This window comes from Pseudomonas sp. Pseusp88 (assembly GCF_047303955.1).
Lineage (GTDB): Bacteria > Pseudomonadota > Gammaproteobacteria > Pseudomonadales > Pseudomonadaceae > Aquipseudomonas.
Genome location: NZ_JBGLYM010000009.1, coordinates 103,507 through 116,301, shown reverse-complemented (window position 1 = coordinate 116,301; position 12,795 = coordinate 103,507). Strand labels below are relative to the sequence as shown.

The following is a 12,795-nucleotide window of genomic DNA, read 5'->3' as shown; positions in this document are numbered from 1 at the left end:
CAGCATTCACCCGGAGGCATAAAAATGAAAAACCTCGTCGATCATCTCAGTCAATACGCGGCCTACCACCGCGACACCCGCAATATCGCCAGTCACTTCGTCGGCATCCCGCTGATTGTTGTCGCGGTGGCGGTGTTGCTGTCGCGTCCCGGCTGGGCGGTGGGCGGGCTGTGGCTGTCGCCTGCCCTGCTGGTAAGCCTGGCCAGCGTCGTATTCTACCTGCGTCTGGATCGCGGGTTTGGTGTGTTGATGGCGGTGCTGCTGGGACTGTGCGTCTGGGCCGGAGCGAACCTGGCGCAACAATCGACCCTGACCTGGCTGGGCGCCGGGATCGGCCTGTTCGTGATTGGCTGGATCATCCAGTTCATCGGCCACTATTGGGAAGGCCGTAAACCCGCCTTTGTCGACGATGTCACAGGACTGATCATCGGCCCCCTGTTCGTTGTGGCCGAGCTGGCATTTTTACTGGGGCTGCGCAAAACCTTGCAACACGCCATCGAAGAGCGGGCGGGGCCGACGGGGCGGCGCGAGGGCAAGGCGGCGGTTTGATAACCGACTCCATTATCTGCAAACAATTGTGGGAGCGGATTTATCCGCGAAGAGGCCCGTACATTCGACGGGCCTTCGTCGTCTGGAACACCGTCTTCGCGGATGAATCCGCTCCCACAGCAGCGCGTGCATATCGTCGGATCTGTGCGGATTCATCCGCGAAGAGGCTGCTCTGGCTTTACAGCAAACATAGAATCTCCCACGTCTGCATGCACACTCAGCCGTGCGGCATCAAACCTCAGATATTGGCGACTTTCTGCCAGACCTTGGGTTTGAAGAACAACGTCTCACCCTTGGCCAGCCCGATCAGGCTGTCGTGATCCTTCACCACTTCGGCTTCGATCAGATCGCTCTGGCCTTCGACCTTCAGGGTCACCCGCGTGGTCGCGCCCAATGGGCGGATATCGCGGACTTCGGCCGGGTGGTGATCCTCCAGTTCGTGGCGCGACAGCGACACTTCGTGGGGGCGGAACAGGACGTGGTTGTCTTCACCCAGGTGCAGGCGGTTGGAGTCACCGAGGAAGTGATAGACGAAATCACTGGCCGGATTCTCGTAGACCTCGCCCGGTGAGCCGATCTGCTCGATCACCCCCTTGTTCATCACCACGATGCGGTCCGCCACTTCCATGGCCTCTTCCTGATCGTGGGTCACGAATACCGACGTCAGGTTGATATCTTCGTGCAGGCGCGCCAACCAGCGGCGCAGCTCCTTGCGCACCTTGGCATCGAGGGCGCCGAAGGGTTCGTCGAGCAGCAGGACCTTGGGCTCTACCGCCAGGGCGCGGGCCAGGGCGATACGCTGGCGCTGACCACCGGACAGCTGCTCCGGGTAGCGGTCAGACAGCCAGTCCAGCTGCACCATGTTCAGCAACTCGTGAACCTTGGCGGCGATCTGGGTTTCGTTGGGGCGCTGGCCCTTGGGCTTCATGCGCAGGCCGAACGCCACGTTGTCGTACACGGTCATGTGGCGGAACAGCGCGTAATGCTGGAACACGAAACCGACGTTGCGATCACGCACATCGTGGCCGGAGACGTCTTCGCCGTGGAAAACGATACTGCCCTGATCGGGGGTTTCCAGGCCGGCAATAATGCGCAGCAAGGTGGTCTTGCCACAGCCGGACGGGCCCAGCAAAGCCACCAGCTCGCCACTCTGGATATCCAGACTGATGCTGTTGAGAGCCTTGAAGGCGTTGAAGTTCTTGCTGACGTTACGGACTTCGATCGACATGATTATTCCTCCGCCGCACTTTGGCGCAGACGGTTAATACGCGCTTCGCTCCACTGCTTGAGCAGCAGGATGAACAGCGCCAGGATCAGCAACAGGCTCGCCACGGCAAAGGCGGCAACGTGGTTGTATTCGTTGTAGAGGATTTCAACGTGCAACGGCAGAGTGTTGGTCACACCGCGAATGTGCCCGGACACCACCGACACCGCGCCGAATTCACCCATGGCACGGGCGGTACACAGCACCACGCCATAGATCAGGCCCCATTTGATATTCGGCACCGTTACGTGCCAGAACATCTGCCAGCCATTGGCGCCGAGCAGCCGCGCCGCCTCTTCCTCCTGGGTGCCCTGCTCCTGCATCAGCGGGATCAGCTCACGGGCGACGAACGGCACGGTGACGAAAATGGTCGCCAGGACGATGCCCGGCAAGGCGAAGACGATCTGGATATCGTGATCCTGCAACCACGGCCCGAACACCCCGCGAGCACCGAACATCAGCACGTAGACCAGACCGGCAATGACCGGCGAGACCGAGAACGGCAGGTCGATCAGGGTGACCAGAAAGCTCTTGCCACGGAACGAGTACTTGCTCACACACCAGGCCGCAGCAACCCCGAACACCACGTTGAGCGGCACCGAAATCACCACCGCCAGCACGGTCAGCTTGAGCGCCGACAAAGCGTCAGGTTCGAGGATCGCGGTAAAGAATCCGCCCAGACCATTCTTCAGGCCCTGAGACACTACGATAAAAAGCGGTAACAGCAGGAACAACGCGAACACCAGCCAGCCGAGGCCGATCAGGATGCGCCGGTACACTGCGTTGCCACGACGGGCCGCATTGGCCGAAGCCGCGGCAGAAAGCGTTGAATTGGACATGCTCGTACGCTCCTCAGGCCGGGGTTTCGATGCGGCGCTGCAACAGGTTGATCAGTAGCAGCAGAATGAAAGACACCACCAGCATCATCACGCCAATGGCCGTGGCCCCTGCGTAGTCGTACTGGTCGAGCTTGACCATGATCAGCAACGGCAGGATTTCAGTCTTCATCGGCATATTGCCAGCGATGAAAATCACCGAACCGTACTCGCCGACACCCCGGGCAAAGGCCAGGGCAAAGCCGGTCAACCATGCAGGCAGCAGCGCCGGTGCAAGGATGTAACGGAATACCTGCAATGGCCGGGCACCGAGACAGGCTGCGGCTTCTTCGACTTCACGGGGAATATCCGCCAGTACCGGCTGCACCGTGCGCACCACGAATGGCATGGTCACGAAGGTCAGCGCCAGGGTAATACCCAGCGGCGTGTAGGCGATCTTGATACCCAGATCGGCGGCAAACTGCCCGACCAGGCCGGTAGGCGTGTACAACGCAGTCAAGGCAATACCGGCCACGGCGGTCGGCAGGGCGAACGGCAGGTCGATCATGGCATCGATGATCTTGCGTCCGGGGAAGGTGTAGCGCACCAGCACCCAGGCCAGCAGCGTGCCGATAATGCCGTTGATGATGGCGGCATAGAACGCGGTGAGGAAACTCAGCTTCAACGCCGCCAGCACGCGCGGCGCCGTGACGATGGTCCAGAACTGCGCCCAGCTCAGTTGCGAGGCGTGGATGAACATGACAGCCAGGGGTATCAGCACAATCAGACTGAGGTACACCAGGGTGTAACCCAGCGTCAGCCCGAAGCCGGGTATGACGGGGGATATGCGTCGTGACATACGAGTCCTTGGTTCAATGTACTGTAGGAGCTGCCGAAGGCTGCGATAGGATTCAAGACCTGTTCGCAGCCTTCGGCAGCTCCTACAAGAGTGTCGCGTGTTCAGTTAGTGGGCAGGTGCCACCATCCAATTACTGCGGAATATAGATCTGGTCGAAGATCCCGCCGTCATTGAAGAATTTCGGTTGGGCAGTTTTCCAGCCGCCGAAGTCCTTGTCGATAGTCAGCAGGTTCAATTTAGGGAACTGCTTTTCATATTTTGCAGCCACCTCGGCGTCACGCGGGCGATAGAAGTTCTTCGCAGCGATCTCCTGGCCTTCCTTGCTGTACAGATGTTTCAGGTATTCGGTGGCGATTTCGGTAGTGCCATGCTTCTCGGCGTTCTTCTGCACGACCGCTACCGGCGGCTCGGCCAGAATCGACAGGGAAGGTACGACGATATCGAACTTGTCAGCGCCGCCGTCTTCTTTCAGCGCCAGAAAGGCTTCGTTTTCCCACGCCAGCAACACATCACCCTGACCATTGTTGACGAAAGTGATGGTCGACCCGCGGGCGCCAGTGTCCAGTACCGGCACATGCTTGAACAGTTTGCTGATGTACTCGTTGGCCTTCTTTTCATCGCCATTATTCGATTTCAAGCCATAGCCATAGGCCGCCAGGAAGTTCCAGCGCGCGCCACCCGAGGTTTTCGGGTTGGGTGTAATGACCGACACGCCATCCTTGATCAGATCGCCCCAGTCATGGATACCTTTGGGGTTGCCCTTGCGTACCAGGAACACGATGGTCGAGGTGTACGGGGTGCTGGCATCCGGCAGCAGGGTTTGCCAGTTCTCAGGAATGGTCTTGCCCAGCTTGGAGATTTCGTCGATGTCACCGGCCAGGGCCAGAGTCACCACGTCCGCAGGCGAGCCGTCGATGACCGAACGGCCTTGCTTGCCCGAACCGCCGTGGGACTGATTGATCTTGACCGTGTCGCCTGGGTGGGACTTCTTCCAGAAGTTGGTGAACTCAGCGTTGTAGTCCTGATAGAGCTCACGGGTCGGATCGTAGGACACGTTGAGCAGCGTGTAGTCTTTGGCGACAGCGGAACCGGCAAAGACCGCAAGGGCGAGTGCGGCCAATGCGTAACGGCGGATGGTCATGAATGAAGCTCCTGGGAAATTCGGTGTTGGCGTTATATTTTTTTTAGTTTTTTAGCTCGGCTTGCTGGCCGGGTTCTGCAGACGGAATTTTTCTTTGCGTTCGATCTGGACCACTTGGGCGTTATGCACGGTGATTTCCACCGCGCCGAAGCGCAGGTCACGTAGCGCACTCTGAATTTCTCGCAGAATGGCTGCTTCGTCCTGGCCGTCAACGCTACGTAGAGATGCGCTCATGATCATGCTCCTTCGAATAGAGAGGCCCGCAGTCGCGATTCAAGGCAACTGCTTGTGGCGTGAAGGCAATCTTAGAGAGACGCAGATATTCTTAAAAATACTATTTAAGAATGCAGATAGAACTGAAAGATATTAAAACCCGACAGAGGAACAGCCTGATTACTTTGGTGGGACCGGCTTTAGCCGGGAAGGCAATTCAACATCCCCCGGGAAAAGCGCCGCAGTACCGACGTCTTCCCGGCTAAAGCCGGTCCCACGGAGGGTGTTCAATCCGATCCAGATGGGATAGGCCGGCTCAAATCACCGGCTCACGAAAGTCCGGCGCACGCAGCCAGTCGATCTGCTCGGCAGGCATGGGCCGGGCGAACCAGTAGCCTTGCCCCAGCTGGCAGCCATTGGCGAGCAGGAAACCCGCCTGATCGGCGTGCTCGATACCTTCGGCCAACACACGCATGCCCATGCTCCGGGCCAGGGCGATGATCACACGAACGATGGCGATGTCGTCTTCGTCACTGGGCAGCCCCGCGACAAAACCCTGATCGATCTTGAGTTTCTGCACCGGCATGCGCTTGAGCCGCAGCAACGAGGAATAACCAGTGCCGAAGTCATCGATGGCCAGGCTGATACCCAGCTCGCGCAGGCGATGCAGTTGCTCGATAGCCTGCTCAGGGTCTTCCATGACTGCACTTTCAGTCACTTCCAGCTCCAGATAAGCCGGGTCAAGACCCGTTTCACGCAGCACTTGGGCCACGTGCCGGTCCAGATCACCGCGACTGAACAGACGGCTGGACACGTTCACCGCGACGAACGACACCTCCACACCCGCCGCCAGCCAGGCGCACATCTGCCGACAGGCGGTATTGAGCACCCAACCATCGATTTCGCCGATAAGACCGCTCTGCTCGGCAATCGGGATGAACTCGCCCGGCGGCACCATGCCCCGCTCCGGGTGTTGCCAGCGCACCAGGGCCTCGACCCCGAGAATGCGGCTGCTCGCCAGGTCATGCACCGGCTGATAGAACACCCGCAGCTCCTGCCGGTCGATGGCCCGGCGCAGCTCACTGGCCAGTTCGACCCGCTGCTGGGCATGGGCCGTCAGTTCTTCGGTATATAAGGCATAGCCTTCGCGGCCATCGCTCTTGGCCTTGAACAAGGCGGAGTCGGCGTTGCGCAGCAATTGCTCGGCACTCTGGGCATCACTGGGGAACAGGCTGATGCCGACGCTGGCACTGATAAATAAAGGGTGATTATCGAGAACGAAGGGCTGTTTCATGGCATCGAGCACCCGTTGCGCCAGACCGGCAGCCTGCATGACCTGCTGGCAGTTCTCCTGCAACAGGGCGAACTCGTCGCCTCCCAGGCGCGCCAGGGTCATGCTGCTGTCAAACAAGCCTTTCAAGCGCTCGGCCACGTCCTTGAGCACCTGATCGCCGACGTTATGGCCCAGGCTGTCGTTGATGTTCTTGAAGTGGTCCAGATCGATCAGCAGCAACGCACAACCACGCTTGCTGCTACCGGCGTAGGCCAGGGCCTGGGCGGCGCGGTCGGTAAATAGCAGGCGATTGGGCAGGCCGGTCAACGGGTCGTAATGCGCAAGCTGTTGCAGCTCCTGCTCGGAGCGTTTGATTGCCGTGAGATCAGAGAACACCGCAACGAAATGACTGGTCTGGCCATTTTCGTCACAGACGCGACGAATATTCTGCCACTGCGGGTAGATTTCCCCGCTTTTGCGCCTGTTCCAGATCTCACCGCTCCAATGGCCCTTCTCCATCAGCGCCTGGTACATCACGCCATAGAATTGCGCGTCGTGGCGACCGGACTTGAACCGGTTCGGCCGGTCACCCAACACTTCCTCGCGCTGATAACCGGTAATCGCCATGAAGGCGCGGTTGACGTGCACGATCAGGCCCTTCTCGTCGGTAACCAGCACGCCTTCCTGGGTACTGTCGAAGACCGCAGTCGCGATGCGCACGCGCTCGTGGTCCTGGCGCTGCGTGCTCAAGCGCGCGCCGACCCCCATGAACGTGAGCAGGTGAGCACGGGCGATATAAATCATCACGGCGCTGATCGCCACCCAGAAATACCCCGCCAGGAGCTGCCAGCGCTGCAATTGCGCCGGGTCCGGGATCAGGTCAGGTAGCAGAAGATCGCAAAGCCCCAGCCATAGAACGGACAATCCCCCATAAGCAAGGGCCGTTCGCAGAGCATCACGTGAAGAATCGGACATAAGAATGCGAAAAACCTTACGAAATTGACGGATTATAGAGTAAGAAACATCCTGCGACTCTTATCTAAATACGCGACTGGTTTTATCCGTTGACTCAGAGATAATGCGTTGCAGATTTTTCATAAAAAATCCTTCATCCAGCGTCATCTTCGAGGGCGAAACAGCCTATGTGGTACAACGGTTTGCTTGACCTTTCCGTCTGGCAGTTAGTGGCTATCACTCTGGTGATGACTCACGTCACCATCATCAGCGTCACGATTTACCTGCATCGCTATTCGGCTCACCGCGCTCTGGAACTCAACGCGGGCCTCAAGCACTTCTTCCGTTTCTGGCTGTGGTTGACCACCGGCCAGAACACCCGCGAGTGGACGGCAATCCACCGCAAGCATCACGCCAAATGCGAAACCGTCGATGATCCGCACAGCCCGGTCATCAAAGGGCTGTCCACTGTACTGCGCAAAGGCGCAGAACTGTACCGCGCAGAAGCAGAAAATCCTGAAACACTACGTATTTATGGCAAAAACTGCCCGGATGACTGGATCGAGCGCAAGCTGTACACGCCTTATCCATTGCTCGGTGTAGCCTTCATGGCCGTGATCGACCTGCTGCTGTTCGGCGCCCTGGGCATGACCGTATGGGCCGTTCAGATGATGTGGATTCCATTCTGGGCCGCCGGTGTCATCAACGGCCTGGGCCATGCCGTGGGTTACCGCAACTTCGAATGCCGCGACGCGGCGACCAACCTGATTCCCTGGGGCATCGTGGTGGGTGGCGAAGAGCTGCACAACAATCACCATACCTATCCCAACTCGGCCAAGCTTTCGGTCAAGACCTGGGAATTCGACATGGGCTGGGCCTGGATCAGGGTGCTCAGCGCGCTGCGTCTGGCCAAGGTCGCCCGTGTCGCCCCGATTGCCCATCGGGTCGCCGGCAAGGGCCATCTGGACATGGACACCGCCATGGCGATCCTCAACAACCGTTTCCAGATTATGGCCCAGTACCGCAAGCTGGTCATCGCGCCGCTGGTGAGCCAGGAGCTGGCCAAGGCCGATGCCTCGGTGCGCCACCAGTTCCACCGCGCCAAGCGCCTGCTGTCCCGGGAAACCAGCCTGCTGGATGACCGCCACCACCAGCGCATCCAGGGCATGCTCGAGCACAGCCAGGCCCTCAAGGTAATCTACGAAAAACGCCTTGCCCTGCAACAGATCTGGGTCAAGACCAGCAGCAACGGCCACGACATGCTCGCAGCGATCAAGGAATGGGTCCACGAAGCCGAGGCCAGCGGTATCCAGTCGCTGCGCGAGTTCGCCGACCAGCTCAAGACCTACTCGCTGCGCCCCGCCACCGTTTGATGCCGTTGATCGGCGCGCCCCACCTCCGGGCGCGCCGGCCGGAACTTCACCCCCTGCAACCAATCAGAATATGACCCACACTCACGTGGGTCTTGCTGTGGCTGTGCGCCGCATATCTGAAGAGCGCAGTGCCGTGAACAACCCTATGACGCTTCCCACGACCCCACTGATCGATACGCCCGGCGCCGCCGAAACCTTGCTGGCGCTGATGCATGCTCAGGCTGAAGTCGCCCGCTTGAGTGAACGTGAACAGCTGTTCAGCTCGCTGCTGGTCAGCGTCAATGCCGTGCTGTGGGCGTTCGACTGGGAAACCCGCAAGATGATTTATGTAAGCCCCGCCTATGAGCGCATCTTCGGTCGCTCCGCCGGGCTGCTGCTGGCCGACTACGCCGAATGGCGCGACAGCATCTATCCCGATGACCTGAACTACGCCGAACGCAGCCTCAACGACGTCATCGAAAAAGGCGCCATCGAAGACCGTGAATACCGGATCATCCGCGCCGATGGCGAAGTACGCTGGCTCAGTGACAAGTGCTTCGTCAGTCACCAGGCCGATGCCGGGCAACGCCTGATCGTGGTCGGCATTGCCGAAGACATTACCGAGAAGAAACAGCTCGAAGACGAGCTGCAACGCCTGGCCACCACCGACGTGCTGACCCAAAGCAGCAACCGGCGGCACTTCTTCGAATGCGCACAGCGCGAGTTCGAGCAAGCCCGCCTGAACGGCACGCCGCTGTCGTTCCTGCTGCTGGATATCGATGACTTCAAGCTGATCAATGACACCTACGGCCACCAGGAAGGTGACGTGGTGTTGCAGCGCCTGGCCGAAAGCGCCCGCTCAACGCTGCGTCGGGGTGATCTGTTCGGTCGGATTGGCGGGGAAGAATTCGCCGCAGTCTTTCCCGGCTGCGCCCCGGACATGGCCATGCAGATTGCCGAACGGCTGCAGCGGGAGATCCAGCGCCTGAGCTTCAAGCATCAGGACATCAGTTTCAGCATCACCGCCAGCCAGGGCCTGACCAATCTGGGCAGCGACGATACCAACCTGGAAACCCTCTACGCCCGGGCCGATGCCGGGATGTACCAGGCCAAGCGCCAGGGCAAGAATCAGATTGTGTTGGTTTGAAGGCGTGCAGGGGCAATCTGACTGTGGGAGCGAATTCTGTGTAGGCGAATTCTGTGGGAGAGCCCGCCCCGTCTAGGACGCCGCGCTGTCACGCAGCAACACTAACCGGGGCATGGAGCAAATCTTGTGGGAGCGAATTCATTCGCGAAGAGGCCGATACATCCGATAGATATTCATCGCCTGGAATGCCGCTTTCGCGAATGAATTCGCTCCCACAAATGAACCCACAATTCGCGCCTTCGTAGGCTTCTCATCTATTTTTTTGCCTATCAAGACTCCGCCGCAGAAGACGGTTTATCGATGAGCAAACTGTCCTGCGCCGACGGCGCAATCTCGTCGTCCACCTGATCAAGCAGATCCAGTTCGGTATCCACCACGACCTCACCTTGCACAGCCTCAACCGGCACTGACGGCGCAGGCGGCGTTATCAGGCTCGGCCCGGTGCTGCCGGTGAGTTTCTTGCGCAGGCGTTCAAGATCCGCAACACCCAGCTTCAACAACTTGGCCGACTTGGACTTGAGCAACGCCGCCACGGTCTCGTTTTCACCCAGGCAGGCCATTTGCCCGGCCAGGTTCATGGCCAGGACCTCGCGGGTGAATATCCCGGTATTGTACTGATACACCGCCGCGACCAGCTCGCGCAGTTCCAGTGGCAGGCGCCAGCGGGTGCGCAGGGCCGAACCGAAGGCTGCCGAGTACTGTTCCAGGGACTGCACGATCACTTCTTCGGTCAGCACCCCGCCGACCAACAGCCACTCCTGCAGACAGCCCACCACCGCCAGATCGCCGAGGCTCTGCAACAGGCCCGCGCAATAGCAACGGTCCTGATCCAGCTCAAGCATGCGCGCCAGCACCCCGGCGTACTCCGCCGTGCGCTGGGACAGGCCCCAGAACTGATTGGCATGGAAGATCAGCGCATCGTCACTCAGGGCCGCGATTCGCTTGTTCGCCAGCGCAGAAATGATATGCGCGCTCTGCACCCCGCCCAGCATCGCCAATGCCGCCGCCAGTGTCTGGATCGGCTTGCCGACATGCTGTGCAGCCGTATTGGCGGCAGCGATCAGCACGGCAGTGATATGCGGATCGCTGCGCAGCTCCTGTTCGAGCAAGTGGACATCAATGCCGTTAGGCCCCTGGCTGCGTTTGAGCGCAAGCGGCACATCGACAAACAGCGGCGCGCTGTCGGCCGTTTCGCGGCGTTTGTCGAGGAATTTGCTCAGGGTCAAACCGGGAGCCAGGGGCGGAATCTCCCCAGGCGCGTGCTCGGCACGGCCCAGCAACAGGGCTTCCAGGCGCTGACGCAAGCCGTCCAGGTTCAGCGGCTTGGTCAGGTAAGCCGTAGGCGCCAGCGGCAAGACCTCGCGCACACTGGCGCTGTCGTTGCGGCTGCTCAACAGAATAAAGGCCAGGGGCGGCGAGCGGCGTAGCTGACGAACACCGCGCAGCAAGCTCAAGCCATCGATGACCGGCAGCTCTCTGGCGGCGATGATCAGGTCCGGCAACTGTTTCTTCAGCCACTCCACGGCCTGACGGCCATCTGTGCAGATCTCCAGCTCGGCCTCGGCACAAACCCCCAGCACCAGGTCACTGAGTGTTTCGCGAATCCACGGATCAGCTTCCGCGATCAACACTCTTGGTATGGCGGGCACGTCTACAACACTCATCAGGAGTCTCCGACTTCATTGCATGCACCTTAGCCAATGCTCCGCGCTGGATACAGCCATAAAAAGACAAATGCTCGTCTGAAAACGAAAAAAACCCGCCAAAGCGGGTTTTTTTCATGCAAATGGTCAATTTTTGACCACAGCAGCCTTACGCCAGTTCAGCGAAGCATTCTTCGATAATGGCCAGGCCTTTGTCCAATTGCTCGTCAGGCGAAGTCAACGGAACCAGCACGCGCAGGACGTTGCCGTAGGTGCCGCAAGACAGCAGGATCAGGCCCTTGTCACGCGCCTTGGCCACTACCTGAGCCACCGCAGCAGCGTTTGGCTTGTGGGTGTCGCCGCCTTCAAAGCATTCCAGGGCGATCATCGCGCCCAGGGCACGCACTTCGCCAATCACCGGATATTTAGCCTGAATGGCTTTCAGACCCGTGACCAGACGCTCACCGACAGCCTTGCAACGGTCCAGCAGGTGCTCTTCTTCGAACACGTCCATCACCGCCAACGCTGCGGCACAGGCAATCGGGCTACCGGCGTAGGTGCCGCCCAGGCCGCCTGGAGCGATGGCGTCCATGTACTCGGCCTTGCCGCAGACACCGGCCAGCGGAAAACCACCGGCGATGGATTTCGCGAAGGTGGTCAGGTCGGCAGTCACGCCCATCTGCTCCATGGCGAAGAACGTACCGGTACGGCCAGCACCCGTCTGTACTTCGTCAGCGATCAGCAGAATGCCGTGCTGGTCGCACAGGGCACGCAGACGCGCCATGAACGCTTTCGGCGCCACATAGAAACCGCCTTCGCCCTGAACCGGCTCGATGATGATCGCGGCGATGTCCTTAGGCTCGGCATCGTTCTTGAAGATGCGTTCGATGCTGGCGATGGAGTCGTCAACGCTGACGCCATGCAGCTCATTCGGGTACAGCGCGCGGAAAATACCGCCTGGCATCAGGCCCATGCCGGCCGAGTACGGCACGACTTTACCGGTCAGGCCCAGGGTCATCATGGTACGGCCGTGGTAAGCGCCGGTGAATGCGATGACGCCCGCACGGCCCGTGGCAGCGCGGGCGATCTTCACGGCGTTCTCGACCGCTTCGGAACCGGTGGTGACCAGCAGGGTTTTCTTGGCGAAATCACCTGGCACCTTGGCGTTGATCTTTTCGCACAGCTCAACGTAGGGCTCGTATGCCAGTACCTGGAAGCAGGTGTGGGTCAGCTTGGTCAGCTGCTCTTGCACCGCAGCCACGACTTTTGGGTGCAGGTGACCGGTATTGAGGACCGCAATGCCCCCGGCGAAGTCGATGAACTCACGGCCTTCGACGTCGGTTACCGTCGCGTTCTTTGCCGACTCGGCGAAGATCGGGTGAATCTGGCCAACACCGCGGGGTACAGCGGCTTCGCGGCGTTTCATCAGGGATGCGTTGGTTTTGCTCATGTATTCCTCATTCGCCGCTCATCGGTCGGCGTGGTTCAAGGATCGAGTGACGGGGTCAGCCCGCGACAGCATACGATGATCGACTGTCACGGCCTCCCGGCCACCAAAAAGGTTTTTGGGTGCTACTAAAAGCCG

The 12,795-nt window shown here is 59.8% G+C and carries 11 protein-coding genes; 3 read left to right on the top strand and 8 right to left on the bottom strand.

The genetic code is table 11. The features are described from left to right. Positions 1 to 24 precede the first annotated feature (24 nt). Positions 25 to 549 (top strand): DUF962 domain-containing protein, encoded by a 525-nt coding sequence (locus tag ACCD02_RS14345; protein ID WP_413302757.1) that lies wholly within the window; start codon positions 25 to 27, stop codon positions 547 to 549. Between the two features lie 238 nt (positions 550 to 787). On the opposite strand, the gene ACCD02_RS14340 is transcribed toward ACCD02_RS14345, so the two are convergent. The 6 genes from ACCD02_RS14340 to dibA all read right to left on the bottom strand — a co-directional run bounded on the left by ACCD02_RS14340 (position 788) and on the right by dibA (position 7,089). Then, positions 788 to 1,777 carry a sulfate/molybdate ABC transporter ATP-binding protein gene (locus ACCD02_RS14340; RefSeq protein ID WP_413302754.1) on the bottom strand — a complete coding sequence of 330 codons (990 nt, stop codon included), beginning with the start codon at positions 1,775 to 1,777 and terminating at the stop codon, positions 788 to 790. A 2-nt stretch (positions 1,778 to 1,779) separates the two neighbouring features. Next, positions 1,780 to 2,652: a sulfate ABC transporter permease subunit CysW gene (cysW, locus tag ACCD02_RS14335; RefSeq protein WP_259111453.1), complete on the bottom strand. Its 873-nt coding sequence runs from the start codon at positions 2,650 to 2,652 to the stop codon at positions 1,780 to 1,782. Positions 2,653 to 2,665: 13 nt separating this feature from the next. After that, the gene (gene cysT, locus ACCD02_RS14330; RefSeq protein ID WP_413302750.1) at positions 2,666 to 3,487 is read right to left on the bottom strand and encodes a sulfate ABC transporter permease subunit CysT; all 822 of its coding nucleotides are present in this window, start codon (positions 3,485 to 3,487) and stop codon (positions 2,666 to 2,668) included. 130 nt (positions 3,488 to 3,617) lie between these two features. Then, a complete protein-coding gene (locus ACCD02_RS14325) occupies positions 3,618 to 4,628 on the bottom strand; it encodes a sulfate ABC transporter substrate-binding protein (protein WP_413302747.1) in 1,011 nt (336 codons plus the stop codon). 51 nt (positions 4,629 to 4,679) lie between these two features. Further along, positions 4,680 to 4,862, bottom strand: coding sequence for a sulfur starvation response protein OscA (oscA, locus tag ACCD02_RS14320; RefSeq protein WP_122210745.1), 183 nt, complete (start codon positions 4,860 to 4,862; stop codon positions 4,680 to 4,682). Between the two features lie 295 nt (positions 4,863 to 5,157). Beyond that, entirely contained in the window at positions 5,158 to 7,089 is a 1,932-nt protein-coding gene (dibA, locus tag ACCD02_RS14315) for a phosphodiesterase DibA (RefSeq protein WP_413302742.1), read from the bottom strand. 167 nt (positions 7,090 to 7,256) lie between these two features. On the opposite strand from dibA, the gene desA reads away from it, so the two are divergent. Together desA and ACCD02_RS14305 are read left to right on the top strand one after the other, a co-directional pair. Further along, positions 7,257 to 8,441, top strand: coding sequence for a delta-9 fatty acid desaturase DesA (gene desA / locus ACCD02_RS14310; protein ID WP_413302739.1), 1,185 nt, complete (start codon positions 7,257 to 7,259; stop codon positions 8,439 to 8,441). 145 nt (positions 8,442 to 8,586) lie between these two features. Then, complete coding sequence (locus tag ACCD02_RS14305) at positions 8,587 to 9,567, top strand: GGDEF domain-containing protein (protein ID WP_413302736.1); 981 nt, start codon at positions 8,587 to 8,589, stop codon at positions 9,565 to 9,567. A 269-nt stretch (positions 9,568 to 9,836) separates the two neighbouring features. On the opposite strand, the gene ACCD02_RS14300 is transcribed toward ACCD02_RS14305, so the two are convergent. Both ACCD02_RS14300 and gabT read right to left on the bottom strand, forming a co-directional pair. Then, positions 9,837 to 11,231, bottom strand: a complete 1,395-nt coding sequence (locus tag ACCD02_RS14300) for an HDOD domain-containing protein (RefSeq protein WP_413302733.1) — start codon at positions 11,229 to 11,231, stop codon at positions 9,837 to 9,839. A 148-nt stretch (positions 11,232 to 11,379) separates the two neighbouring features. Then, positions 11,380 to 12,660, bottom strand: coding sequence for a 4-aminobutyrate--2-oxoglutarate transaminase (gabT, locus tag ACCD02_RS14295; protein ID WP_413302730.1), 1,281 nt, complete (start codon positions 12,658 to 12,660; stop codon positions 11,380 to 11,382). Positions 12,661 to 12,795: the final 135 nt, after the last annotated feature.

Excerpts from the sequence above, each read along its gene's own strand:
- ACCD02_RS14345 (WP_413302757.1), top strand. The coding sequence starts at position 25 with ATGAAAAACCTCGTCGATCATCTCAGTCAATACGCGGCCTACCACCGC.
- ACCD02_RS14340 (WP_413302754.1), bottom strand. The coding sequence starts at position 1,777 with ATGTCGATCGAAGTCCGTAACGTCAGCAAGAACTTCAACGCCTTCAAG.
- cysW (WP_259111453.1), bottom strand. The coding sequence starts at position 2,652 with ATGTCCAATTCAACGCTTTCTGCCGCGGCTTCGGCCAATGCGGCCCGT.
- cysT (WP_413302750.1), bottom strand. The coding sequence starts at position 3,487 with ATGTCACGACGCATATCCCCCGTCATACCCGGCTTCGGGCTGACGCTG.
- ACCD02_RS14325 (WP_413302747.1), bottom strand. The coding sequence starts at position 4,628 with ATGACCATCCGCCGTTACGCATTGGCCGCACTCGCCCTTGCGGTCTTT.
- oscA (WP_122210745.1), bottom strand. The coding sequence starts at position 4,862 with ATGAGCGCATCTCTACGTAGCGTTGACGGCCAGGACGAAGCAGCCATT.
- dibA (WP_413302742.1), bottom strand. The coding sequence starts at position 7,089 with ATGTCCGATTCTTCACGTGATGCTCTGCGAACGGCCCTTGCTTATGGG.
- desA (WP_413302739.1), top strand. The coding sequence starts at position 7,257 with ATGTGGTACAACGGTTTGCTTGACCTTTCCGTCTGGCAGTTAGTGGCT.
- ACCD02_RS14305 (WP_413302736.1), top strand. The coding sequence starts at position 8,587 with ATGACGCTTCCCACGACCCCACTGATCGATACGCCCGGCGCCGCCGAA.
- ACCD02_RS14300 (WP_413302733.1), bottom strand. The coding sequence starts at position 11,231 with ATGAGTGTTGTAGACGTGCCCGCCATACCAAGAGTGTTGATCGCGGAA.
- gabT (WP_413302730.1), bottom strand. The coding sequence starts at position 12,660 with ATGAGCAAAACCAACGCATCCCTGATGAAACGCCGCGAAGCCGCTGTA.